Here is a 22,422-nt window from a genome sequence, read left to right on the forward strand (position 1 = left end):
CGGCGGGCATCGTAGTCTCGCGCGTCGGAAATCCGGCCAGGATTCCGAGGCGCGCGGCGCGGCGGGCGGGGCAGGCGCCGGGCGGGGCGGCGGATGCCGGGGTGGAGAGAGCGGATGCCGGGCCTTGCGCGATGCCGGGTTGCTGCGGGCGCCGCGCGTGAGGCCGACGCCCGGCGTCACGCCGACGCTCGGCGCGTGGCCGCGGCGCGGAGCGGCAGCTCGCTGGGTGCGGGCAGGGAGCCCACGGATGAGCTCGGCCGTGCCGCCCGTGCTCGCGACGCGGCGGTCTGGCGGCCCCAGGTGGGGACGAGTCGATGGTGGATCTCTGGCCGCAAGCCGGAGTACAAGCCGTGGCCGCCGGGAGGTGTTCGATGGTGCTCTGGGAAGATTTCAAGAAGTTCGCGATCCGTGGCAACGTCGTCGACATGGCGGTCGGCGTCGTGATCGGCGCGGCGTTCGGCAACATCGTCAAGTCGCTCGTCGATCACCTGATCATGCCGCCGATCGGCCTGGTGACGGGCGGCATCGATTTCAGCCGCCACTACATCGTCCTGAAGGCCCCGGCCGGACCCGGCCCCCACCCCACTCCCGACGCCATGCTGAAGGACGGCGCGGTGCTCCTCCAGTATGGCCAGGTCATCAACAACCTGGTGAGCTTCTTCATCATCGCCTTCTGCGTGTTCATGCTGATGCGGCTCATGGGCAAGCTCTACCGGAAGCAGGAGGAGGCCGAGGTGACGACGAAGGACTGCCCCGAGTGCGCGATGAGCATCCCCATCAAGGCGGTGCGCTGCGGGCACTGCACGACGACGCTGAAGAGCGCGTAGCGCGCCGGGCGGGGCGAGGCCGGGGAGGCTGCCCGGGCGCCGGAGGACGCCGGCGCCGGCGCCGGTGCGAGGTCCGTTCACTCGGACGTCATGTTCTGCCTCGTACCATCCCTGAAGAGGATCGCTGTCGGAGAGAGCGCCTGATTGAAGCGCACGTCCTCCGGCGCTGCGTCGACCAGACGTAGCTGGTTCAGCTCGGGTTCATCGACCTTTCTCGGCTCGACGCCACAGGGCCTCTTCAACGCGGCGCAGCGCCGCATCTCGTCCAGGATCCTCCGCGACGAGCGTCATGATGCGCCACGCCAGCGGAAGGACCCGTGCTCCAGCGTGGGCATCGAAGCCTGGCTGCGCTCCGCTCGCGTTGAAGACGACCTTGGTAGAGGTCTCGAGGAGATCCACCATCGCACGCTCAAGAGGTGAGATTTCGTACTCGGCGTTCAAGCTGACCCGCCTGAGCTCGAGGAACAGGCCCTCTGCCGTGCCCCATGCGCTCTTGTCGCGACAGATCGCCACCATCGTCTGCCCGAACCCCATGAAGTCGAGCTGGGTCGCAGCGAGCACCGACTCGAGTACTCCTTCGATCCAGGCCGGACGCTCCTCGCTCGCGACCGAGCGGAACAGGTCGGCACCGAGTAGCAGAGCCTTGCCTTCGTCGATAGGGAGCCCCTGCACGAAGGCCTTGCCGGGACCACTTCTACCGATGCTCATGTCAAAACCACGCTCCCAACCTCCCTGCATGTACTCGTCCAGGATCGGATCCGGGCTCAGCCACACGCTCATCCGCGGGTCGTAGTACCGCGCCCCGAAGTAGTAGAGCCCCGTCGCCTGGTCCAGCTCCTTGCCCGTGAGCACGTACGCCCGCCGCAGCTCGTACCGCGAGTCCGACGCGTCGATCCACAGCTCCCCCGTCGGGAAGTACTCGTCCCGCTGCGTCAGCGTCTGCTCGTTGTTCGACGCGAAGCTCGTGCTGCCCAGGTGGTCCGGATGGTAGTAGATCGTCGGCGGGTCCCGGAACCAGTCCGGATCCATCTTGCTCGCGATGCGCGTCTGCCCCGCGTAGATGTGCTTCGTGATGAACCGACCGTCCCGCAGCGTCAGGTGCTGGTCGTGGTAGGCCGTCTCCTCCTCGCCGCTGATATGGTGCAGGTGCACCCGCCGCTCGCCGTCTCCAGCTGCCCCAGAAGCGCACTATTGGACACATTGTTCCGCGTCCGCGACCCGTCCAGCCAGCACCATCAAATTGATGGCCACTGGATAGCCAGTGCCCCCAGAGCCTTCTGCGCTTCGGCACACAGCCGCTTCCACGCGTCGGTCTGCATAAATTCTTCCAGTGGAGGAAGCACCTGAGGCGTTTCATCGGCGATGGCATCGATGACATCGCCGAACTCCCCGAGCACGCGGATCTCATCCGCAGAGAACTGAGATCCATGCTCGGCACTCTCTGGCCTATACCAATCGTCCCATTGATTAAACAGCTCTTCTGCCACGTTCACATCGGGAGCCCGTGCTTGGTAGGCACGCTGCAACTGCGGGCTCGACAGCAGCGTCAGCACCTCCCGCACACGCTCTCGCAAATATTTATCATCATTCATCAACATCACCTATCAAGGCGCATTCCAGCTGCTCCACTTTAACCAGTCCGACAGCGGAATATGCGCGTTCGGATGCTCGCTCAGAGGACCGGGTATAGGCTTTCCATCAGGTCCGACAATCCGCCCGTTTGAATTGATTACGACATGATCCACCTGTTGTAGCGACTGGCTGTTATTTGGATTGCCGCGATCGATTCGGACGCCGTTGCCCTGATTTTTCGGATCTTGCCATCGCACACCGATCCCCTTCTTTGTTGGATTACCCGCTCCCCATGAGCTCGGGATCTTGGACAAAGCCTCGGCCGGCGGTACTTCTCGTGATACTTGTACGACGTCGCGATCCCGTTGCCGTGCACCACCCGCACCCGCTGCTCGAACTCGTCGTACCCGATGTGCAGCAGGTACTGCGTCACCGGCGGCTCGTCCGGGTGCTGCGGATTCGTCTGCGTGTTCGTCCCGACAGCTGAGCGGACCAGGCCGCCCCGGTCGTAGGCATAGGTCACCACCTCTGCCCCGGAGCCGGGGAACTTCATCGACAAGAGGCGCCCGAACGCGTCGACCTCGTACTTCATGGTCGAACTCGGGGCGTTGGGTCAGGCTCCCTTACCAACTCACTGCCTTCTCGAGCACCTCATCTATATCTACTCCGTATTCCGTCCGGAGCTCCTCCCCGAGCTCGGCCAAGTATGCGTCGGCCGCAGATTTTGCCTCTCCACGAGAGATTGGCAACGGGTCGGACTTGGCCCATACAGACTCCGGCAGGAACTCGTCGGCGACCGCGTTATAACGCAACGCAAGGACTGGCTCTTCATCGAAGTCCATGGACGAGTAATAAAGGTCGACTGGCCCGTTTCCAATACTCAGCAGCCACTTCTTCAGAACGACTGCAAACTCGACGAGGAGAATCCCATCTGCATCGATGAATGCAGTTGACCCGACGATCAACCGAAGCGTTCCCTCGGTGTACGCTATCAGGTTGTATCCTTCTACTTTGTCGGGGAATGATTTTATCTCGTACAGGAACCGCATGGATTACCTCGCGTGAACGGGGAAGGCGTTGATGACCTTGCCGTCGAAGCCAACAATCACCCGTACCGCCTGCTGGCCGTGCACGCCGAGCGGGCGGCCGAGGTTCGTCACGACTCGAAAAGTATCTGGAACGTTTGGGTTCGGCAGGAACCGAGCGTCGGGTGAGCGCAGTGCTTCCTGGACAATGCCCCGAACCTCGCCGTGATTGTTCGTGGAGAACTGTGCCTTCGACTGCGAACCACCGCCGAGGAGGTGCTTGTTCTTCGGTACCCAGGATCCTACGTCGTCTGCTGCCCTGGAGGCCGCGTCTGAAGCCCCACGAAGAGTACTGTCTCCTCGCCTTGCGCCTTCTGCAGATGATGCTGGCTGCTTCGCAGGCGCCTTCCCCGCCTCCGCCGACTGCGGCGGCTTCGCCGCCTGCGCCGGCTGCGGCGGCTTCGCCGGCTGCGCGGCCTGCGGCGGCTGTGACGGCGCGACCGTGGGTTGCACCGGCGGCGGCGCAGCCTGTCGCGGCTGCGCGGTCCATCGGAACAGCATCCGTCGCATCACGTTCCCGATACCGCGCGAAGCACCACCGGTCGCCGCCGCTGCCGAGCCGGCGCTCATCCGCTGCAGCATCTGCTCCTGGTGGAACTTCGTCCCCCCCGGCCCGGTGAAGCAGCTCGGGTGCCGGCAACCGTTCATCCCAGGCGGGAAGTTCCGGTGCGCCCCTTGCGCGCTCCGCCCATCCGGGTCGACGATGTTCACCGGGTTGTTCAGCGTGTAGCTGTACAGCCCCAGGTTCCCCGGGTTGAACACCCCGCCTGCCGGCCCTCCCTGCATGTACTCGTCCAGGATCGGATCCGGGCTCAGCCACACGCTCATCCGCGGGTCGTAGTACCGCGCCCCGAAGTAGTAGAGCCCCGTCGCCTGGTCCAGCTCCTTCCCCGTGAACACGTACGCCCGCCGCAGCTCGTACCGCGAGTCCGACGCGTCGATCCACAGCTCCCCCGTCGGGAAGTACTCGTCCCGCTGCGTCAGCGTCTGCTCGTTGTTCGACGCGAAGCTCGTGCTGCCCAGGTGGTCCGGATGGTAGTAGATCGTCGGCGGGTCCCGGAACCAGTCCGGATCCATCTTGCTCGCGATGCGCGTCTGCCCCGCGTAGATGTGCTTCGTGATGTACCGACCGTCCCGCAGCGTCAGGTGCTGGTCGTGATAGGCCGTCTCCTCCTCGCCGCTGATATGGTGCAGGTGCACCCGCCGCTCGCCGTCTCCGTCGTAGAGCACGCGCGACTTCGCCTGCCCGTTCTGGAACACCCGGCTGACGCGGTTCTCCTCGTTCCACTCCGTCACGCGCGTCCCCGAGCCCGGGTACGTCCAGCCGGTCTGGTTGCCGCTGGCGTCGTAGCTGATCACCCGCGCCCACGGGCCCGACTCCGCCACGAGCTGCTCGTCGATCTGCCTCGGCGCGTGCGGCTGCGGCCCCGTGTACCGGTACACCGACCGGTACGTCTGCTCCCGGATCGGCTGCTGCTCGCACCAGTCCCCCTCGCACACGTCCGCGCTCGTATCCGGCACGTAGCGATGGCTCGCCTGATCCTTGACAAGGATGTTGCCAATCTCGTCGTAGTCGAACGACACCCGGTACCGGAACTGCCAGTCGTTCCAGTCCTGGTACGTCCCGCTGGCCAGCACGAGCTGGTACAGGTCGTCGTAGCCGTAGTCGTGCGTCGTCGGCCCGACCCGCACCGACCCCGGCATGTTCAGGTCGTACGCCGCCTCGTTCCGCACCTGCTCCAGGTTGCCCGCCGCGTCGTAGTCGTACCGCATCTGCAGGAACGGCCTCGCCGGAAGCCCCCGCTCCACGAGGAACCGGTCGCGGTGGTCGGCGTTGATCTGCTCCAGCCGACGCGACTTCTCGTAATACTTGTACGACGTCGCGATCCCGTTGCCGTGCACCACCCGCACCCGCTGCTCGAACTCGTCGTACCCGATGTGCAGCAGGTACTGCGTCACCGCCGGCTCGTCCGGGTGCTGCGGGTTCGTCTGCGTGTTCGTTCCGACGGCCGACCGGACAAGCCCGCCCCGGTCGTAGCCATAGGTCACCACCTCCGCCCCGGAGCCGGGGAACTTCATCGACAAGAGGCGCCCGAACGCGTCGACCTCATACTCCATCGTCGCCTGGTACGGCCCCCGGTGCGGCTCGCGCAGCCGGGGGAACTCCGTCGTCAGCGTCTTGACGTTCCCGAGCCGGTCGTACCCGAACGTCCTCGTCCCGGCCTCGCTCCGCTCCTCCTTCAGCCGGCCGGCGCGGTTGCCGTCCTCGTCGCCCGCCTCGCCCGGCCCGCCGTACACGTACGTCACATCGGTCGAATCCGGGTAGTCCACGCGCCTCAGCCGGTTGTAATCGTACTCGTACCGGATCAGCTTGCCCGCACCTTCCGCCGCCAGCTTCGCCGTCTGCCGCGCCCCGAGGTTGCCCGACAGGTCGTAACGCCACTCCGTGCGACCCGTGTCCGGGCTCGTGAGCGCCACCATCCGACCCACCGTGTCGTACTCCGCCGTCGTGACATGGTCCAGCGGGTCCGTCACGCGCACGAGCTCGCCGACGGGGTTGTACGCGTACCGCGTCAGCAGCGTCGTCCACGTCTCCGCGCCGTGCAGTCGATTGCGCTCCTCGACCGCCACGATCGCGTTGGCCACGTCCTGGTACGCCTTGCGCACCTTCTCCTTCGGGTCCGTCTCCGTCGCGACGAACATCGCCACGCCGTCGAGCGCCTCGATGTCGTACGTCGTCGTCGTCACCACCTCCCCGGCCTCGTCGTCCGGCTCCCTCGTCTCGGTCACCCGCGAGAGAACGTCGTACGCGAACACCGTCGGGTGCTTCAGCGGCACGTCCACGAACGCCGTCGCCAGGCCCGTATCGAACACCGGCTGGCCCCGGTACGCGATCCGGCCGCGCTCGTCGAACACGATCCTCCCGCTCACCGACATGCCCACGATCGGGGCCGCAGCCGGCCCCTGATCCTTCTCCAGGTCCTTCTTCGTCTGGATCACCCGGTCGAGCCCGTCGACGAACGTGACCGTATCGATCGGATCCCCGGGGTGCTGCACGTCCTTGTGCCGCGTCCGCGCCCACGCCGGCAGCGCGGGGCTCGCCCCCGGCTGGAGGCCGTACTCGAAGGAGATCGTCGCCTCCGCCGCCGCGATCGGATCGTTCGGACCGAACACGGCGCGCAGCCGGCCGAACGCGTCATGGTCGTAATGTACCTCGTGTCCGTTGACGTCCTTGACCGAGCTGACCGCGCCGTAGCGGTAGTCCGATGACGTCTCCGAGAAGTAACCGAACGAGTCGTCGACCCGCTCGACGTACGTCTCCGCGACGTCCTCGTACTCGTACGTGATCGTGAACTCCCGCGGATCGATCACCTTTTCCAGGTTGCCGTATGCGTCGGGGAAGAACTGCCAGGTCGGGTTCGTCGCGTCGTCACCGGTGTACGGCGCGCCCGTCACCGGATCCTTGCCGCCGATCACGGTGTTCGTGATCGACTCCAGCGCACCGGTCGCCTCGTCGTACTTCGCCGTGCGCTTCCGCAGCAGCCTGCCCGCGCTGTCGCGCGCCTCGACGCCGTCCGCGCGGACGATGTGCACTTGCCGCCGGGCGTGTCCACGCTCAGCTCGCCCGGGGCGCTCGCGTGGGCCACCTTGTTTCCCTCACACGCATAGTCCAGCGCGAAGCTGCCGCCAAGCGGCCGGACGACGCGCTCAAGGCGGTTTGTCTTGCGCGTCAGGTTCAGCCGCGCCCGCAGCGCCGCATCGCTCTCGCGCAGCATCCCGTCGATCAGCTTCAGCACGTGATCGACCGTCCCGTCGCCGTCCAGGTCGTCCCATCCGAGCTCGCTGCGCCCGTCGGAGAGCCCGAGCTGCGCCGCGATCTCGAGGACGATGCACACGTACGGCGTCGTGATCTTGATCGGCACGCCGTAACCGGCGTTGAACGCCGTCGTCTGTCCTGCTCGCGCACCGACGCGAGCTGCGCCGCGGACCAGAGCCGGCTCAGGGCGGTCAGCGGGTCCCCCTCGACGACAAACAACTGCGGGTGAGGCGGCGATGACGTGAAATGCTCCAGGACCGCCGGATTCAAAGCACGATTCCAGCGCCCTCACGCTGCGCCCGGCCCGATACGACCATTGAAATGCGGCTCTCCGGTTGACGTCCGCTGCGCTGCCGTGCTGCGTTCCGACAATCACCCTCTGCTCGCCCTCGCTGCCGCTGGTGCGGCGCGGGGGCGGGCGCTCACGCCGTCTACATACGATTCACGTACGATTCACGGAGGTGACCTTGCGCAATCTCACGATAGGAGACCTGAAGCTCGCCCTGCGCGACCTGCTCGACGAGAGGGCCGACGAGCTGCGCCTGTCCGCGACAGGCAAGCTGTACGAGCCGCGGCTCAGGGCGAAGCAGAAGGAGATCGACGCCATCCCCGACGCCGCGGGCACGCAGGCGCCGCTCGCCCGGGAGCTCTCCGAGGCCGACGTGCGGCACGACGGCCTCGGGGCGGCCATCTTCTCCCTCTGCAAGGCCATCGAGGCGCACCCCGCGTTGCCGCCGGAGCTCAAGGCGTCGGCGGCCGCCGCGCAGCAGGCGTTCGTGCCGAAGCTCGAGGTGCTCCGCGCCCCCTACGCGGACGAGGCGTCGGCGGCGCTCGAGAACCGGCCCGAGCTGACCCGGCTCAAGGCGGAGCTGAAGGCCGTCGCCACGCCCGGCGGCGGCACCCTGTACGACTGGGGCAAGGCGTTCGTCGCCGCCGGGGACGACATCGACAGGCTGCTGCGCCGGCGCGCGACGCTCCTCGCGACGGGCGAGAACGCCGCGGCCACCGGCCCGCTCCGCGGCGCCGTCGTCGGGCTGCTGGGGCGCTTCCGGGAGGCGCTCCGCGACGAGATCCAGGAAGAGGGAAGCAAGCTGCCTGCGGATCACGAGGCGCGGCTGTTCGCCTACATCGACAAGCTGAACGCCGACCGCGAGCGCGGCGCGCGCGGGCGCGCGGCGACGGAGCCGGGCCCGACGACGCCTCCCGATCCCGTGCCGCCCGTCACCCGCTCCCCGTCGGCGCCGGCCGAGCCGGTGGTGCTCGGCGAGCCGGAGCTGTAGCAGCCCGCTCCGCCCACAGCCGGAGCTGTACGGTGACGTCCCGGGCAAGCGCTCGCGCCGGGGTCCTCGGTCGGTCCGAGGGCAGCTATGGTAGGAACCGAGCCATGGACATGCAGCGCCCCCTGCACCTCGCCGAGCCGACCGCCGAGCCCGAGCGCCTGGCCCGCTGGGCGCTCGAGCAGGTCGACACTGGGGATCGTATCGGAGCGATCGTCGGCCCGGTGGGTACCGGCAAGTCCAGCGTCCTCGCCCGCCTGCGCGAGAAGGTCCGCATCGTCGTCGTGGAGCCGCCGCCGCTGCGCGACGGGGATGCCGTCTTCCATGCGCTGGCCCAGCTCGCGGCCGCCGCCGGTGCTGCGGATGACGCGTACGAGGCGCTCGCGAGCGTGCGCGAGCGGGCGGCGGGCGCCGCGCGACGCCTCTCCGCGCGCGACGATGTGGCGCTCGTGCTCCGGCTACCCAGCTCGTGGAGCCGGCTCGACGCGGTGTCCGGACGTGACCAGCTCGTCTTCCGCCGCCGCGCCATCGAGCTATTCCAGGGGCTCCGGGACGCCGCCGGCCTGCGGCTCGTGGTGCTGGCGACCGCCATCGACCAGGCGCTCGAACGTGTGCTCGGCCTGCACGGCCGGGTCCAGCACCTCCCGGCGCCCGCCGTGCGCCTCGGCGCGCTGCGGGACGAGGCGCTGTGGGGGACGTATGCCTCCCACGCGCGCCGTGCCGCCGATCTCCTCGGCGCGGCGCCGCGCGCGACCCCCATCGCCGCCCGCGTCCTCGTTGGGTGCCTGGCGTTAGGCGCCGAGGAGGCGAGCGCGACCCATGCGCTTGCCTCCGCTGCCCCGCTGCGCCCGCTCCTGGTGCTGCTCTCCGATCGACTCGCGCGGCCGGAGCACCGCGAGGTGGCTGCCGGACTCGCCTCCGCTCTGGCGGCCCGCGGCGAGCTCCCCCTCGATGTGGCCGAGCGTCTCGCCGGCCTGCCCGCAGAGCACCAGCCGCTCCTCCGGGACTGCGTCGGCTATCAGCCGGAGGCGGGTTCCCTGCGTGTGCCCGAGGCCGTCCGTCTGGCGCTGGGCAGCGCCTCGCCCGAGGCGCACCGCTCGCTGGCGGAGCACTACCAGACGCTCGACGGTCAGCCCTCGCTTGCCGCGCTCGACGCCGAGCGCGCGCGCGCCTGGCTGGAGAAGGTTCACCACCTCGCCCACGGCGGACCGGAGACCGGCCCCCGGTGGGAAGAGCAAACCCGCGACGCGCGCGAGCTGTTCTGGGATCGAGGCCGTGCCCTCAGCATCGACGCGCAGCTCCATCGCCTCGCGGCCGAGGTCTATCGCGCATGCGTCGAGCGGTTCCGCGACGATGCCTACGCCTGGCATTACCTCGGCTACAACCTGGATCGCGCTGGCGTCGAGCCGCTCCGCGCCGAGGAGGCGTTTCGCATGGCCGCGGAGCTGGAGGGGGATAACCGCTGGTGGCACAGCCGCCTGGTCACCTTCCTCGTGGAGCAGGCGCGCTACGCCGACGCCGAGGAGGCGATGCGAACTGCGCTCGCCCAGCTCGATCCCGACGGCAGCGGCGTCGACGAGGATCCCCGGCTCTGCCGTGACTTCCACGGCTGGGTTGTGACCGCGTGGCTCGACGCCGGGGAGGTCGGGCGGGCGCGGCGGACGTTCGATCTGCTGCCGCCCGACGTCGTCGCCCGGGACGATGTGCTGCGCGTGCTGAAGTGGCGTCTGGAGGACGCCGAGGAGGCCGAGCGTCTCGGCGACTCCGTGCACCCGCCCGGCGTGCGCATGGACCAGCGCTGGCGGCGGCCCGCGCAGATCGCCGAGCAGGGCCCTGACGGGGCGCGCCTCGTCGAGGCGCTCCCCGCGCGCGTCGTGGCCGCCACGGAGGAGGCGGTCACGCTGGTGCTCGGCGCGACGGTCGACGGGCGGCACGAGCTGGTGCGTACGGAGATCACCGCGGACGAATGGCAGGCGGCCAACGCCTGGTGTCCCGCCGAGCGAGCTCGCGGCTACCTCTACCTCGCGTACTACGAGGGCGGTGTGCAGCGGGTCTTCGCGCAGGACGAGCCGTCGCCGCCCTGGAAGGACGACGAGCCGTCGCCGGATCCTCTACGCCATCTGCGCGGCTGGGCGGCTGAGGCGCATGCTTCCGCCGAGTGAGCCGCTCGGCGCGCTGACGCGGCTCGATCCGAGGCGGCTCTACCTGTTCGCGGTGGGCCCCACGCGCGGCGAGGCGCTGGCCGTGCGCCTCCCCGACGTCGGCTGGCGGCTCATCGACTGCTGTCGCGTCAAGGCAGCGGATGGCTCGGAGGTCCTCCCGCAAGAGGCGCTCGTCGAGCGCTTCCCGGGGCCCATCGCGGGCGCGCTGCTCACCCATCCCCACCACGATCACGTCGACGGGTTCGCCGATCTCATCGACAGGCTTCGCCCCGAGCGGGTGATGGTGAGCGGCGGCGATCCTCCCGTGCGGCACCTCGTCGACGCGGTCGAGGCGGCGCTCGCTGCCGCGGCGAGCCGCGACTGTCAGGTGGCGAAGCAGGTCCGGGCCGCGGCGGTCGCGATCCGGCAGTGGGAGGCCCGAACGCAACGGACGGTGACGCCGCTGCGCACCGGGACGTCGCTATGGACGCCCCCCGTGAGCGTCGTGTGCCGAGCGCCCGACACGACGGTAGCGCGGCCGCTCCTGCAGGGCAGTGACGTGGCCAAGCGCGCCAACGAGCTCAGCGCGGTGCTGGAGATCCAGTGGGGAGGCACGCGTGTCGTCCTCGGCGGGGATCTCCCTCGTGTAGAGACGAACCGACAGCGGGAGGTCCCGATCCCCTCGGGCTGGGAGCTGGTGATGCGACAGCGCCCGGAGCTCGGCGAGCATGCCGGGCTGAAGGTTCCTCACCATGCCTCCTGGGCGGCGATGCACCTCTCGCTGATGCGGCCGGCGCCCGCCCCGCGGCGCGCCTGGGTCGTCACGCCGCTGCACAACGGCAGGAATCACCTCCCGAGCCTCGACGTGAATGATGGGCTCGATCTCCTGCACCTGGCCGAGCCGTGCGTGATGGTCACGCGCGAGCCGAGGGTGGCCGCCGGCCGCGCCGTCTGGTCCCTGCCTGCGCTCCGGAGCTCGGTTCGCAGGCCCGCCGCGGCGAACCCGCTCGTCGCCCGGGGCAAGGTCCTCACGCCCGACGCGCCGCTCGCGCCTCTGGACGCAGCGTGGGCCATCGCGCTGGACGATGCGGGCTGCATCGTCGCGCGCTATCGCGGTGGGGCGGCGTTCGACGTCGTGCCGTAGCAGGTCCCGCGGCCAGCCCGCGTGCCGGACACACGACACCATCACTCACATCGGGGCTCCGCTCGTACAGTGCTCGGCGACGCGGATCTGTAGTCAGCACCACGTCCGCGACATGCCCGGGGCGTGCTCGACAAGGCCCCCGGGCATGTCGCGACATGCCCACCGCCTGCCCGGCGAGGCTCCTGCCCATGTCGCGACATGCTCACCGCCTGCTCGGCGACGCACCCGCCCATGTCGCGACATGCTCACCGCCTGCTCGGCGACGCACCCGCCCATGTCGCGACATGCCCGCCGCCTGCTCGGCGACGCACCAGCCCATGTCGCGACATCTCCGCCGCCTGCTCGGCGACGCACCCGCCCATGTCGCGACATCTCCGCCGCCTGCCCGGCCAGACCCCCACCCATGTCCCGACATGCCCGCCATGTCGTTGATGGCGGCGCATGACTGTACCCACTCGGCATCATGGCATCTCGTCCTGCCCGTTGCCGAGTCCTCAACGCTCCTCAACGATTCTCGCGCCGGCTCGTGTGAGCCACGCCGGGGTGACCGCCCACCGGGACGAAGAGCTGTCCACCGGGAGCGGACTTTGCTCTGATGAACGTGTTCATGCTCCGCCTCAGCACCGTTCGCGCCAAGCTCACCGTCCTCGTCGCGCTCTCTTCGCTCGCGACCCTCGCGGCCCTCCCGGCGCTGTCATGGGTGATGCACCGGCAGCTCATCGCGCAGATCAGCGAGCGCGTCCCGCAGGCGATCCGCAACTTCCGGCTGGAGCTCAGGCAGCAGCAGCGCGCCATCTCGACGAGCTCGCGCCAGGCGTCTCGGACGCGCGAGCTCGTCGAGGGGCTCCGGCTGCGCGACGAGGCGGCCGTGGGGACGGCGCTCGAGGCCGTCATCGCCGCTCATCCCAACATCGCCATCGCCGCCTTCGACGAGCTCGGCGATCTGGTCGCGGCGAGGGGGCTCGATGCGCCGCCGCCGAGCACGGACGAGGTCCCCGGGCTCGCCGAGGGCCTCTCGGGCATCGCCGAGATGGACGACCTGCGGGACGTGCTCGTCCACGGCTGCGATGGACAGCAGGGCTCGCCGCCTGCGTACATGATCGCCCAGCGCGCGAGGGGCGACGCCGGATCGCTGCTCGCCTGCATTCCCATCGATCACACGTACTTCGACGACGTGGCGACGAAGCTCGGCGTGGAGATCGCGCTCGTCGATCCGTCGGGCAAGAGGATCACGGGCACGGCGCGCTTCCCGACCGAGCTGCTCCGAGGCGCCGTCATCGGCGACGAGACCCACCCCACGATCGTCGAGGACGCGAGCTCGCTGTGGGCCCTCTCCGGCTTTGCGCCCCGATCGCTCCGGGGTAAAGCCGGCGATTTCTCGATCGTCATGGCGCTCGACGTGAGCGACGTCCGGACGATCGTGCGCCAGAACCTGATGTTCGCGGCCGGCGTGCTCACCCTCGCGGCCCTCGTCTCGCTGGCCCTCGGCGCGCGCCTCGCGACCACGATGTCGCGCGCGATCTCCCGCGTGAACGTCGCCCTCAAGCACCTCGAGCAACAGCGGTACGTCCACGTGGAGGCGCTGAAGACCGGCGACGAGCTGGAGGATCTCGCGACCGGCTTCAACGCGATGGTCGACGGCCTCAAGGAGCGCGACAAGCTCCGCAGCACCTTCGGCAAGTACATGACCGAGTCCGTGCTCGAGCACCTGCTCGCCGGCAAGGTGCAGCTCGGCGGCGAGACGCTCACCGTCTCGATCCTCTTCTCCGATATCCGGAGCTTCACGACCATCAGCGAGCGGATGAACGCGCAGGAGCTCGTGGGGCTCCTGAACGAGTATTTCACCGAGATGGTGGCCATCATCCTCGACGAGGGCGGGGTCGTCGACAAGTACATCGGCGACGCGATCATGGCGGTGTTCGGCGCGCCCGTCCCCAGGCCGGACGACGCCGTGCGCGCCGTGCGCGCGGCCGTCCGCATGCGCGCCGCGCTCGAGCGCTTCAACGAGCGCCTCGCCGAGCGGGGCATCCCGGCGCTGAAGACCGGTGTCGGGATCCACACCGGCGAGGTCGTCGCCGGCAACATCGGCAGTGAGGCGCGGATGGAATACACCGTCATCGGCGACGCCGTGAACCTCGCCTCGCGCCTGGAGAGCGCGACCAAGGAGCTCGGCGTGAGCGTGCTCCTCAGCGAGGACACACACCTCCTCGTGCGCGACGTTCTCAACACACGTCCCGTCAGCGAGATCACGGTCAAGGGCCGCGCGCAGCCGGTGATGACCCATGCCGTGGCGGATCTGTGACGAGCGGGAGCTCACCCCATCCACTCTTGGCGTCTCACGGCGCCTTGGCGGTTCCAGATACCCCACCGAATGATGGAACCGCCAAGACGCCATGAGACGCCAAGACTCTTGTGTTTTCTTGGCGTCTTGTGGCGCCTTGGCGGTTCAAATACCCCACCGAATGATGGAACCGCCAAGACGCCATGAGACGCCAAGACTCTTGTGTTTTCTTGGCGTCTTGTGGCGCCTTGGCGGTTCAAATACCCCACCATCGGCCGACGTAGCCCACGACCCGCGGCCCGGCCTCGGCCCATGTCCCTCGCCCGCCCAGACGAGCGGCGCCCTCCGCGCCGCCCCGGCGTCACGCGCCCGCGAGCAGCCGCGCGATCTCCCCGCGCTGCCGCCGCGCCGAGCGCGCCAGCGCGAGCTGCCCCGCCGCCCGCTGCAGGTTGTGCGCGACGCGCGTCGGGTAGCGCGCCGCGTCCCAGCCGAAGTACCGGTCCTCGAACGCGTCGCGGCAGAAGCGCGCGGCGAGCTCCAGCGCGATGCGCTCCACCGCGTCCGCGAGCGCCTCCCGCTCCTCCGCACCGAACGGCCGCGCCTCGCGGTAGCCGGCCACGGCCGCGGCGAACACCTCCAGATCGAAGCGCGCGTCGGCCGCGTCCTCCCCGACCGGGTTGCACCACGACCGCCACGCGTCGCCGAGCTCCACGTCGAGCGACTGCAGCGCCAGCGTGTCGAGGTCGAGAAGGCAGATCCCCTCCCCCGCCTCGGAGAAGCGCACGTTCGAGATCTTGAGATCGCCGTGGCAGTGCCGCGCCGGCAGATCGAGCCGCCCCTGCCACGTGCGGAACGCGTCGAGGATCGCGTCCGCCAGCCGGCGCCCCTCGCCGCCCGTGGCCGCGCCGTCGAGCCGCTCCATGTGCAGCGCCGTGTCGTGCGCGCCGGCGCGGACGTGGCGGTACGCGTGCTCGAGATCGTCCACCGCCCGGTGGAAGCGCGCGACGAGGGCGCCCGCGGCGCGGGCGAGCGCGGGCGAGCCGACCCGGTGGTGCGTGCGGCCCGGGACGAAGTCCATGACCCGCCAGACCGCGCCCGCGCCGTCCCGCGCGAAGAGGGCGCCGTCGTCCGTGCGCAGCAGGCGCGGCGTCTGGACGCCGCGGCGGGCCAGGTGCGCTGTCACCGCCTCGATGTCGTCGTGGACCTCCGGGGCGAAGATCGGGCTCACCCGCTGCACCACGTACAGCGGCGGCTCACCGGCCGCGCCGGCCACCCACGTTCCGTTGATAAGCCCCTCGTCCTCGCAGCGGCGCACCGAGAGGCCGCGCAGCGGCGCCCACACGTCCGGGATCATCGAGGCGGCAAGCTACCTGCGCTCCGTCCCGGGCCGCAAGGAAAGCGCCTCTGCTTCCGCCCTCACCCCCGTCTCTGCTTCCGCGCTCGCCTCCGCCTCTGCTCCCGCCCTCGCCCCCGCCTCTGCTTCCGCCCTCGCCTCTGCCGCGGCCCGCCCGCGCAGCGCCGCCGCCCGCCGGCGCAGCACCCACTGCGACCCGAGCCAGGCGAGCACGCCGGCGCCGAGGCCGAGCCAGGCGGCCACCCCGGGCACGCCGACCCGCTCGACGAGCACCGCCCCGCCGATCGACGTGGCGCACAGCCCGACCGTGAGGATCAGGTTGTCGATCGCCGACAGCCGCCCGACGAAGCGGTCCGGCGAGAGCCGCTGGATCTCCGCGCTCGACAAGACCCAGTTCGCGCCGCTGCCGAGGCCCCACACGAGCGCGATCCCGAGCAGCGCCGCCCAGTGCCGGGTCACCGAGAACGCCGCGATCGACGCGAACGTCACCCACGCCGCCCCCATCGCCGCGACCTCGCCCCGGAGGCCGCGGCGCACGAGCGCGACGCCGAGCAGCGGGCCGACCCCCGTCCCCGCGCCCCGGACGCACTGGAGCACCCCGAGCGTGAGCGCGGCCGTGCCCGCGAAGGGGAGCTGCGCCGCGAGCACGTTGAGCAGCAGGAGCGCCCCGCCGTTCGCCAGGTGCACAGGCGTCTTCGCGAGCACGGCGTCGAGCAGCGGCGGCCGATCCCAGGCGTGCTTCCAGGCGAGCACCATGTCGCCGCGCACCGACGCGAGCGCGGCGGCGATGCCGCCCTCGGCGGGCCGCCCCTCGGCGACCATCCGCGGCAGCCCCCAGAGGAACACGACCGACAGCCCGAACGACGCCGCGTCGAGCGCGAGCGCCGCCGCGGGGCCGAGCGCCGCGATGAGGCCCCCGAACGCCATGCCGACGGCGAACATGACGCTCCACGTCGCCGACGCGATCGCGTTCGCCTCGAGCAGCTCGTCCTCCTCGACGACGTGCCGCAGCACCGCGCTCTGCGCCGGCAGCCGCAGCGCGCCGACCGACGCGCGCGCGAACACGAGCACCTGCACCGCCGGCACGCTGCCCAGGACGGCGGCGACGAGCATCGCCACCGTGAGCGCGCCCTGGATCGCGCTGGTCGCGATGAGCAGCCACCGGCGATCGAGCCGGTCCGCCAGCACGCCCGCCACCGGCGCGAACAGCGCGTTCGGCAGGTGGTGCCCCACCATGACGAGCGCGAGCGCCACGACGCCGCCCCCCTCGCCGCCCAGCGCGAGCAGGCTCACGGCGACGAAGCTCATCCAGTCGCCGAGCAGCGAGACGATCTCGCTCAGCCAGACGCGACGGAAATGGGGGCGGCGACGGAGCAGGCCCGGACGGGGCCCCGGCCGACGATCGCCGGCCGGCGTCGAGGGGACATGCACGTGGAAGGCTCCTTGATCAGACGGTCGCACCCGGGGTCGACACGGTCGCCGCTGCACCCCGGGCCGACGCGGTCGCCGCAGCACCCGGGGCCGACACGGTCGCCGCAGCACCCCGGGCCGACACGGTCGCCGCAGCACCCCGGGCCGACACGGTCGCCGCAGCACCCGGGGCCGACACGGTCGCGGCCGTCCGCCGCGCGCCCCGCGCCGGCCCACCCGCATCGCGCCCGGCCGGATGTCGCCCCGCCGACAACGTGGTGGACAGATCGTGCCTGCCGCTGTTCATCCAGGGCACACCGTGGTAATCGCGCTCTGCTTCATGCGGATCTGCGCCATCATTCCCGCCTACCAGGCGGAGCGCAACGTGGGGGACGTCGCCCGGGAGGCGCTGCGGGTCGACGGGCTGGCCGGCGCTGTCTTCGTCGTGGACGACGGGTCGACCGACAGGACGGCCGAGCGGGCGCGCGCGGCCGGCGCCACGGTGGTGAGCCACCCGGAGAACCTCGGCAAGGGCGCCGCCCTGCGCACCGGGATGGAGCTCGCGCTCGCCGCGGGCTTCGACGTGGCGGTCACGATCGACGCGGACGGCCAGCACCCCCCCGAGGAAGCGCGGCGCCTCATCGAGGCCGACGCCGACCCCGACGCGCTCGTGCTCGGCATCCGGGACCTCGTCGGGGCCGGCGCGCCGCGCGCGAACCAGCTCTCGAACCGCATCTCGAACTTCTTCCTCTCGCTCTTCGCGGGCCGCCCCTTCGCCGACACGCAGTGCGGCCTGCGCCGCTACCCGCTCCGGAGCACTCTCTCGCTCGGCGCCCGCGACGAGGGGTACGCCTTCGAGGCCGAGATCCTCCTGCGCGCCGTCGCCGCCGGCGTCCGCATCGTCGAGGTGCCGATCCGGGTCATCTACCCGCCCGAGGACGAGCGGCTCACCCACTTCGACAGCGTGCGCGATCCGGCGAGGATCGTGCGCCGCGTGGTGGCCACCCTCGCGCTCACCCGCGGGCTCCGCCACGTGCCCGCCGCGCCGGCGTCGGTCGACGACGCGATCCGCCCCGCCGCCGCGAGCCCGCCCGCCGCCGCGAGCCCGCCCGCCGCGAGCCCGCTCGCCGCCGAGATCGACCCCCGCGCGTCGCAGCCGTCGGCGGCGCCTCCCTGAGGTGAAGCGCGCCGCCCGCCACCGGCGCAAGCTCATCGCGGCGGCCGCGCTCCTCGCCGCGCCGGTCCTCGCGCACCTCGGCATCGCCGCCGCCACGCGCATCGAGCCGCCGCCTTTCGCCGCGGCCTCCGGCGAGCCCTCGGCCGGGCCGGCGGGGCTGCGCGTGCTCGGCCCCGCCTACGCCCGCCGCCGCGGCAAGATCCTCGAGGCGCGCCTCGCCGGAACGCCGGAGGAGATCGGCCACCAGCACGGCCGGCTCTTCTACCCGGAGATGGTCAAGAACGAGGGCACCCTCCACGAGCAGTTCCGCCACTACGTGCCCGTCGCCCCGCTCCGGTGGCTGCTCATGGACCTCTCGCGCCTCCAGTTCCGCGGCGTCGACGAGGGCATGACGGACGCCGTGCGGCGCGAGATCGCCGCCCAGGCGCGCGCCTTCTCGCCCGACCCGTTCGACGGCCTCCTCCCCACGTACCACCGCTTCGTCTTCCTCCAGTCGCTCTACGACATCGCGCTCTCGTTCGAGCACTCCCCGCTCATCGGCTGCACGAGCTTCGCGCTCACGGGCGAGGCGTCGGCGGGCGGGCACGCGGTGCTCGCCCGCAACTTCGACTTCGAGGCAGGGCCCGTCTTCGACGAGGGCAAGGCGGTGTTCCTCGTCCACGAGCAGGGCAGGATCCCGTACGCCTCGGTGTCCTGGCCCGGCCTCGTCGGCGCGGTGACCGGGATGAACGCCGCGGGCCTGGCGCTCGTCGTCCACGGCGGGCGGGCCGGCGAGCCGCGCGCCGCCGGCGAGCCGGTCGTCCACACGATGCGCGAGGTGCTCGGCCGCGCGGGCGGCGTCGGCGAGGCGCTCGCGATCCTCGAGGCGCGCGCGCCGATGGTCTCCCACCTCGTGATGCTCGTCGACGCCGCCGGCGACGTCGCGATCGCCGAGCGGGCGCCCGGCGCGCCGCTCCACGCGCGCCGCGGCCGGGGCAAGGTGCCGCTCACGAACCACTTCGAAGGGCCGCTCGCCGGCGACCCGCGCAACCGGCGCGTCGAGGCCGAGACCTCGACCCACGCCCGGCGCCGCCGCCTCGACGAGCGGCTCGCCGCCCTGCCCGAGGGCGCCACCATCGAGGCCGCCGTCGACATCCTGCGCGACAAGCGCGGGCCCGGCGGCGCGCCGCTGCCGCTCGGCGACCGGCGCGCGATCGACGCGCTCATCGCGACCCACGCGGTCGTCATGGACGCGACGGCGCGCGTGCTCTGGGTCAGCGAGGGCCCCCACCTCGCCGGCCGCTTCCTGCGCTTCGACCTCGCGCGGCTCCTCGACCCGGCGTTCGACCCCGCCGTGGACGCCGCCGAGCCCGCGGCCCTGCCCGAGGACCCGCTGCTCACGAGCGGCGCGTACGCCGCCTGGGAGCGCGCCGGCTCGCCCCACCCGGGCGGCGAGCGCGGAAGCGAGCACGGAAGCGAGCACGGAAACGACGCGGTCGATCCGTCCTCTCCGGATGGCGGGCGCGGCCGTGATGCTCCTTAAATAAGGAACCGTGACGAACCGCGCCGAACCTCGGGCGCGACCGCGGGCGCCGGTCCGCCTGAGCTCGGCGCGAGGCCGTTTCGCCCCGGGTTCACTCTCCGCTCTCGCCCACGCCCGTACACTGGCGGTAGGACACCTCTCGTCCGGGGCGCCCTTACCGCGAGATTGCCTAGCGGGAACTTCCGTCCGAGAATGCGATCCGGGGCGCAAGGTCGGCGCATCGGAGCGGCGACCGGGTCGACCGGACCATGACGGACATCAACCTGATCAACACCACCCTCGATCAACGGTACCTCATCCTCGGGCTGCTCGGAGAGGGCGGGATGGGGGCAGTCTACGAGGCACGGCACCTCGGGACCGGTCGTCGCGTCGCCGTCAAGGTGATCACGAGCAAGCTCGCGCAGGACGAGGCGGTCATGGCCCGCTTCGAGCGCGAGGCGAGGGCGGCGGGCGCCATCGACAGCGAGCACATCGCGAGCGTGCTCGATAGCGGGAGGGACAGGGCGACCGGCCTGCCCTTCCTCGTGATGGAGCTGCTCTCCGGCGAGGACGTCGACCAGCTCCTCCGGCGGCTCGGCCCCCTGCCGCCCGAGCTCGCGCTGTGCATCGTGGCCCAGGCGTGCATGGGCCTCATCAAGGCGCACGACGCGCGCGTCCTCCACCGCGACATCAAGCCGGCCAACCTGTTCCTGGCCCGGCGCGACGGGGGGGAGCTCTCGGTCAAGCTGCTCGACTTCGGCGTCGCCAAGATCCAGGCGGACGACAGCTTCGAGAAGCACCAGGAGCTCACGGCCACGAGCAACCTGATCGGCTCGCCGATCTACATGTCGCCGGAGCAGGCGCGCAACATGAAGGACGTCGACGGCCGGACCGACCTCTGGTCGCTCGGCATCGTCCTCTTCAAGATGCTCGCCGGGCGCACCCCCTACCGGAACTCCCGCGGGCTCGGCGAGCTGATCGTCGCGATCTGCTCGGTCCCGGCGCCGCCCATCCAGAGCCTGGCGCCCTGGGTGCCCTACGAGGTCGGCGAGATCGTGCACCGCGCGCTCCAGATCGACAGGAACGCGCGCTTCCAGAGCGCGGCGGAGATGCTCGACGCGGTCCGGACGCTGCTGCCGTACGGCACCTCGATCCGCGAGGAGATGCTGGAGCCGCTGCCCGACTCGGTGCAGGCCGACGCGCCGCCGCCCTCGCGCTCGCCCCCGAACCCCGAGGCCCCGACGCGGCGCCCGCCCACGCCCGTGGGCACCGCCGTGAACTGGCCCGAGTCCCCCGACATGGCGACGCGGCGCCCGCCCACGCCCGTGGCCACGCCCCGGACGCCCCGGAGCTGGCAGGACCTCGCCGAGATGTCGACGCGGCGCCCGCCCACGCCCGTGGCCACGCCCCGGAGCTGGCAGGAGCGCAGCTTGCCGTACGCGCAGAGCAGCGCCGGGACCCGCGCGTCGGAGCCGAGGCTCGACGGCCCGCCGGCGTCGATGACGGTCGCGGGCACCTCGGTGCCGTTCCAGCGGACGATCATCGTGGCGGGCGAGCCGCCCCCCGCCGCGGCGCGCCCCCGCAGCAAGGCGGCGCCGCTCGTGGCGGCGGCGGCGCTCGTCGCCGCGACCGGCGCCGGCGTCGGCGCGTGGCTCGTGCAGAAGACGACGTCGGCCGCGCCCTCCTCGGCGCCCGGCGCGGCCCCGGCCGCCCCGCAGGCGGCCCCTGTCGGCGCCGCGCCCGGCGCGGCGGCGCCCGCGGCGACCGAGCCGGCCGTTCAAATCGACCCGGAGCGGCTCGGCAGCTTCAACCCGCTGCCGGCGGTCGTGACGTCGTCGGCCAACCCGCTCTCGGACGAGAAGATCAGCCTCGGCCGGATGCTCTTCTACGACACGCGGCTGTCGAAGAACCACGATCTCTCGTGCAACTCGTGCCACCCGCTCGACCGCTACGGCGCGGACGGCGCGAAGGTGTCGATCGGGCACGCGCACCAGAGCGGCCGGCGCAACACGCCGAGCGTCTACAACTCCGCGGGGTTCTTCTCGCTGATGTGGGACGGGCGGTTCGACAGCGTCGAGGACCAGGCCAACGGGCCGATGATGAACCCGAGCGAGATGGCGATGACGCCGGTGCGGCTCGAGGCGACGCTGCGCTCGATCCCCGAGTACGTGAAGGCGTTCGGCCGGGCGTTCCCGAACGATCCGTGGCCGGTGACCGTCACCAACACGGCGAAGGCGCTCGGCGCGTTCGAGCGCAAGCTGTTCACGCGCGGCCGGTGGGACAAGTTCCTGGAGGGCGATCCCGACGCCCTGACCAACGCCGAGAAGGAGGGGTTCAACACCTTCGTCGAGGTCGGCTGCGTGACGTGCCACTTCGGCCCGCACGTCGGGGCGACGATGTTCCAGAAGCTCGGCCTCGTGCGCTCGTGGCCCGACACGATGGACCGCGGCGTCTTCGAGATCACGAAGAAGCAGGCTGATTTCATGGTCTTCCGGGTGCCGACGCTCCGCAACGTGGCCATGACGGCGCCGTACTTCCACGACGGGTCGGTCTCGTCGCTGCCGGAGGCGGTGCGGCTCATGGGCAAGCACCAGCTCGGCAAGGACCTGGACCACACGCAGGTCGACCAGATCGTCGTCTGGCTCAAGTCGCTGACCGGCGAGCTCCCGAAGGAGTACATCGCGAAGCCGGAGCTCCCGGAGAGCGGGCCCAACACGCCGAAGCCCATCCCGGACTGAGGGCGGGCCGCGCGGCTGCCCGCGCGCTCGCCCTGAGGGCGGGCCGCGCGGCTGCCCGCGCGCTCGCCCCGTCCGCCGGCCGCGATGAAGCAACGCGC

Annotated in this window: 16 protein-coding genes; 8 read left to right on the forward strand and 8 right to left on the reverse strand. The window is 71.1% G+C overall.

From position 1 onward, the window contains the following. Positions 1–374 precede the first annotated feature (374 nt). Positions 375–827 carry a large conductance mechanosensitive channel protein MscL gene (gene mscL / locus WMF24_RS35985; RefSeq protein WP_437738893.1) on the forward strand — a complete coding sequence of 151 codons (453 nt, stop codon included), beginning with the start codon at positions 375–377 and terminating at the stop codon, positions 825–827. Positions 828–1,028: 201 nt separating this feature from the next. On the opposite strand, the gene WMF24_RS35990 is transcribed toward mscL, so the two are convergent. The 6 genes from WMF24_RS35990 to WMF24_RS36015 form a co-directional block, all read right to left on the reverse strand. Then, positions 1,029–1,979 (reverse strand): RHS repeat domain-containing protein, encoded by a 951-nt coding sequence (locus WMF24_RS35990; protein ID WP_437731974.1) that lies wholly within the window; start codon positions 1,977–1,979, stop codon positions 1,029–1,031. Between the two features lie 83 nt (positions 1,980–2,062). Continuing rightward, positions 2,063–2,419 carry a hypothetical protein gene (locus WMF24_RS35995; RefSeq protein ID WP_437731975.1) on the reverse strand — a complete coding sequence of 119 codons (357 nt, stop codon included), beginning with the start codon at positions 2,417–2,419 and terminating at the stop codon, positions 2,063–2,065. A 137-nt stretch (positions 2,420–2,556) separates the two neighbouring features. After that, positions 2,557–2,991 (reverse strand): hypothetical protein, encoded by a 435-nt coding sequence (locus WMF24_RS36000; protein WP_437731976.1) that lies wholly within the window; start codon positions 2,989–2,991, stop codon positions 2,557–2,559. Between the two features lie 31 nt (positions 2,992–3,022). Beyond that, positions 3,023–3,448, reverse strand: coding sequence for a DUF7878 domain-containing protein (locus tag WMF24_RS36005; RefSeq protein ID WP_437731977.1), 426 nt, complete (start codon positions 3,446–3,448; stop codon positions 3,023–3,025). A 3-nt stretch (positions 3,449–3,451) separates the two neighbouring features. After that, a complete protein-coding gene (locus WMF24_RS36010) occupies positions 3,452–7,072 on the reverse strand; it encodes an RHS repeat-associated core domain-containing protein (protein WP_437738894.1) in 3,621 nt (1,206 codons plus the stop codon). Further along, positions 6,958–7,407: a hypothetical protein gene (locus WMF24_RS36015; RefSeq protein WP_437731978.1), complete on the reverse strand. Its 450-nt coding sequence runs from the start codon at positions 7,405–7,407 to the stop codon at positions 6,958–6,960. Before WMF24_RS36015 ends, WMF24_RS36010 begins: the two co-directional genes overlap by 115 nt. 355 nt (positions 7,408–7,762) lie before the next feature. Here WMF24_RS36015 and WMF24_RS36020 point away from each other — a divergent pair, with 355 nt between their 5' ends. The 4 genes from WMF24_RS36020 to WMF24_RS36035 all read left to right on the forward strand — a co-directional run bounded on the left by WMF24_RS36020 (position 7,763) and on the right by WMF24_RS36035 (position 14,165). Continuing rightward, positions 7,763–8,581 (forward strand): hypothetical protein, encoded by an 819-nt coding sequence (locus tag WMF24_RS36020; RefSeq protein WP_437731979.1) that lies wholly within the window; start codon positions 7,763–7,765, stop codon positions 8,579–8,581. A 104-nt stretch (positions 8,582–8,685) separates the two neighbouring features. Then, entirely contained in the window at positions 8,686–10,740 is a 2,055-nt protein-coding gene (locus tag WMF24_RS36025; protein ID WP_437731980.1) for a hypothetical protein, read from the forward strand. Then, the gene (locus tag WMF24_RS36030; protein ID WP_437731981.1) at positions 10,724–11,863 is read left to right on the forward strand and encodes a hypothetical protein; all 1,140 of its coding nucleotides are present in this window, start codon (positions 10,724–10,726) and stop codon (positions 11,861–11,863) included. The genes WMF24_RS36025 and WMF24_RS36030 overlap by 17 nt, the downstream gene beginning before the upstream one ends. Positions 11,864–12,458: 595 nt before the next feature. Beyond that, positions 12,459–14,165, forward strand: coding sequence for an adenylate/guanylate cyclase domain-containing protein (locus WMF24_RS36035; RefSeq protein WP_437731982.1), 1,707 nt, complete (start codon positions 12,459–12,461; stop codon positions 14,163–14,165). Between the two features lie 340 nt (positions 14,166–14,505). Here WMF24_RS36035 and WMF24_RS36040 read toward each other — a convergent pair whose 3' ends face one another. After that, on the reverse strand, positions 14,506–15,498 hold the full coding sequence (locus WMF24_RS36040) for a phosphotransferase enzyme family protein (protein ID WP_437731983.1): 993 nt from the start codon (positions 15,496–15,498) through the stop codon (positions 14,506–14,508). 12 nt (positions 15,499–15,510) lie between these two features. Then, positions 15,511–16,929 carry an MFS transporter gene (locus tag WMF24_RS36045; protein WP_437731984.1) on the reverse strand — a complete coding sequence of 473 codons (1,419 nt, stop codon included), beginning with the start codon at positions 16,927–16,929 and terminating at the stop codon, positions 15,511–15,513. Positions 16,930–17,227: 298 nt separating this feature from the next. On the opposite strand from WMF24_RS36045, the gene WMF24_RS36050 reads away from it, so the two are divergent. The 3 genes from WMF24_RS36050 (at position 17,228) to WMF24_RS36060 (ending at position 22,324) form a co-directional block, all read left to right on the forward strand. After that, a complete protein-coding gene (locus tag WMF24_RS36050; protein ID WP_437731985.1) occupies positions 17,228–18,085 on the forward strand; it encodes a glycosyltransferase family 2 protein in 858 nt (285 codons plus the stop codon). Position 18,086: 1 nt separating this feature from the next. After that, the gene (locus WMF24_RS36055; protein ID WP_437731986.1) at positions 18,087–19,607 is read left to right on the forward strand and encodes a C45 family autoproteolytic acyltransferase/hydolase; all 1,521 of its coding nucleotides are present in this window, start codon (positions 18,087–18,089) and stop codon (positions 19,605–19,607) included. 248 nt (positions 19,608–19,855) lie between these two features. Then, on the forward strand, positions 19,856–22,324 hold the full coding sequence (locus WMF24_RS36060; RefSeq protein ID WP_437731987.1) for a cytochrome c peroxidase: 2,469 nt from the start codon (positions 19,856–19,858) through the stop codon (positions 22,322–22,324). The last annotated feature ends 98 nt before the right edge of the window (positions 22,325–22,422 follow it).

Origin of the sequence: Sorangium sp. So ce1335 (genome assembly GCF_051521615.1) — a bacterium.
Lineage (GTDB): Bacteria > Myxococcota_A > Polyangia > Polyangiales > Polyangiaceae > Sorangium.

Excerpts from the sequence above, each read along its gene's own strand:
- WMF24_RS36025 (WP_437731980.1), top strand. The coding sequence starts at position 8,686 with ATGGACATGCAGCGCCCCCTGCACCTCGCCGAGCCGACCGCCGAGCCC.
- WMF24_RS36030 (WP_437731981.1), top strand. The coding sequence starts at position 10,724 with ATGCTTCCGCCGAGTGAGCCGCTCGGCGCGCTGACGCGGCTCGATCCG.
- WMF24_RS36000 (WP_437731976.1), bottom strand. The coding sequence starts at position 2,991 with ATGAAGTACGAGGTCGACGCGTTCGGGCGCCTCTTGTCGATGAAGTTC.
- WMF24_RS35995 (WP_437731975.1), bottom strand. The coding sequence starts at position 2,419 with ATGAATGATGATAAATATTTGCGAGAGCGTGTGCGGGAGGTGCTGACG.
- WMF24_RS36005 (WP_437731977.1), bottom strand. The coding sequence starts at position 3,448 with ATGCGGTTCCTGTACGAGATAAAATCATTCCCCGACAAAGTAGAAGGA.
- WMF24_RS36060 (WP_437731987.1), top strand. The coding sequence starts at position 19,856 with ATGACGGACATCAACCTGATCAACACCACCCTCGATCAACGGTACCTC.
- WMF24_RS36035 (WP_437731982.1), top strand. The coding sequence starts at position 12,459 with ATGAACGTGTTCATGCTCCGCCTCAGCACCGTTCGCGCCAAGCTCACC.
- WMF24_RS36040 (WP_437731983.1), bottom strand. The coding sequence starts at position 15,498 with ATGATCCCGGACGTGTGGGCGCCGCTGCGCGGCCTCTCGGTGCGCCGC.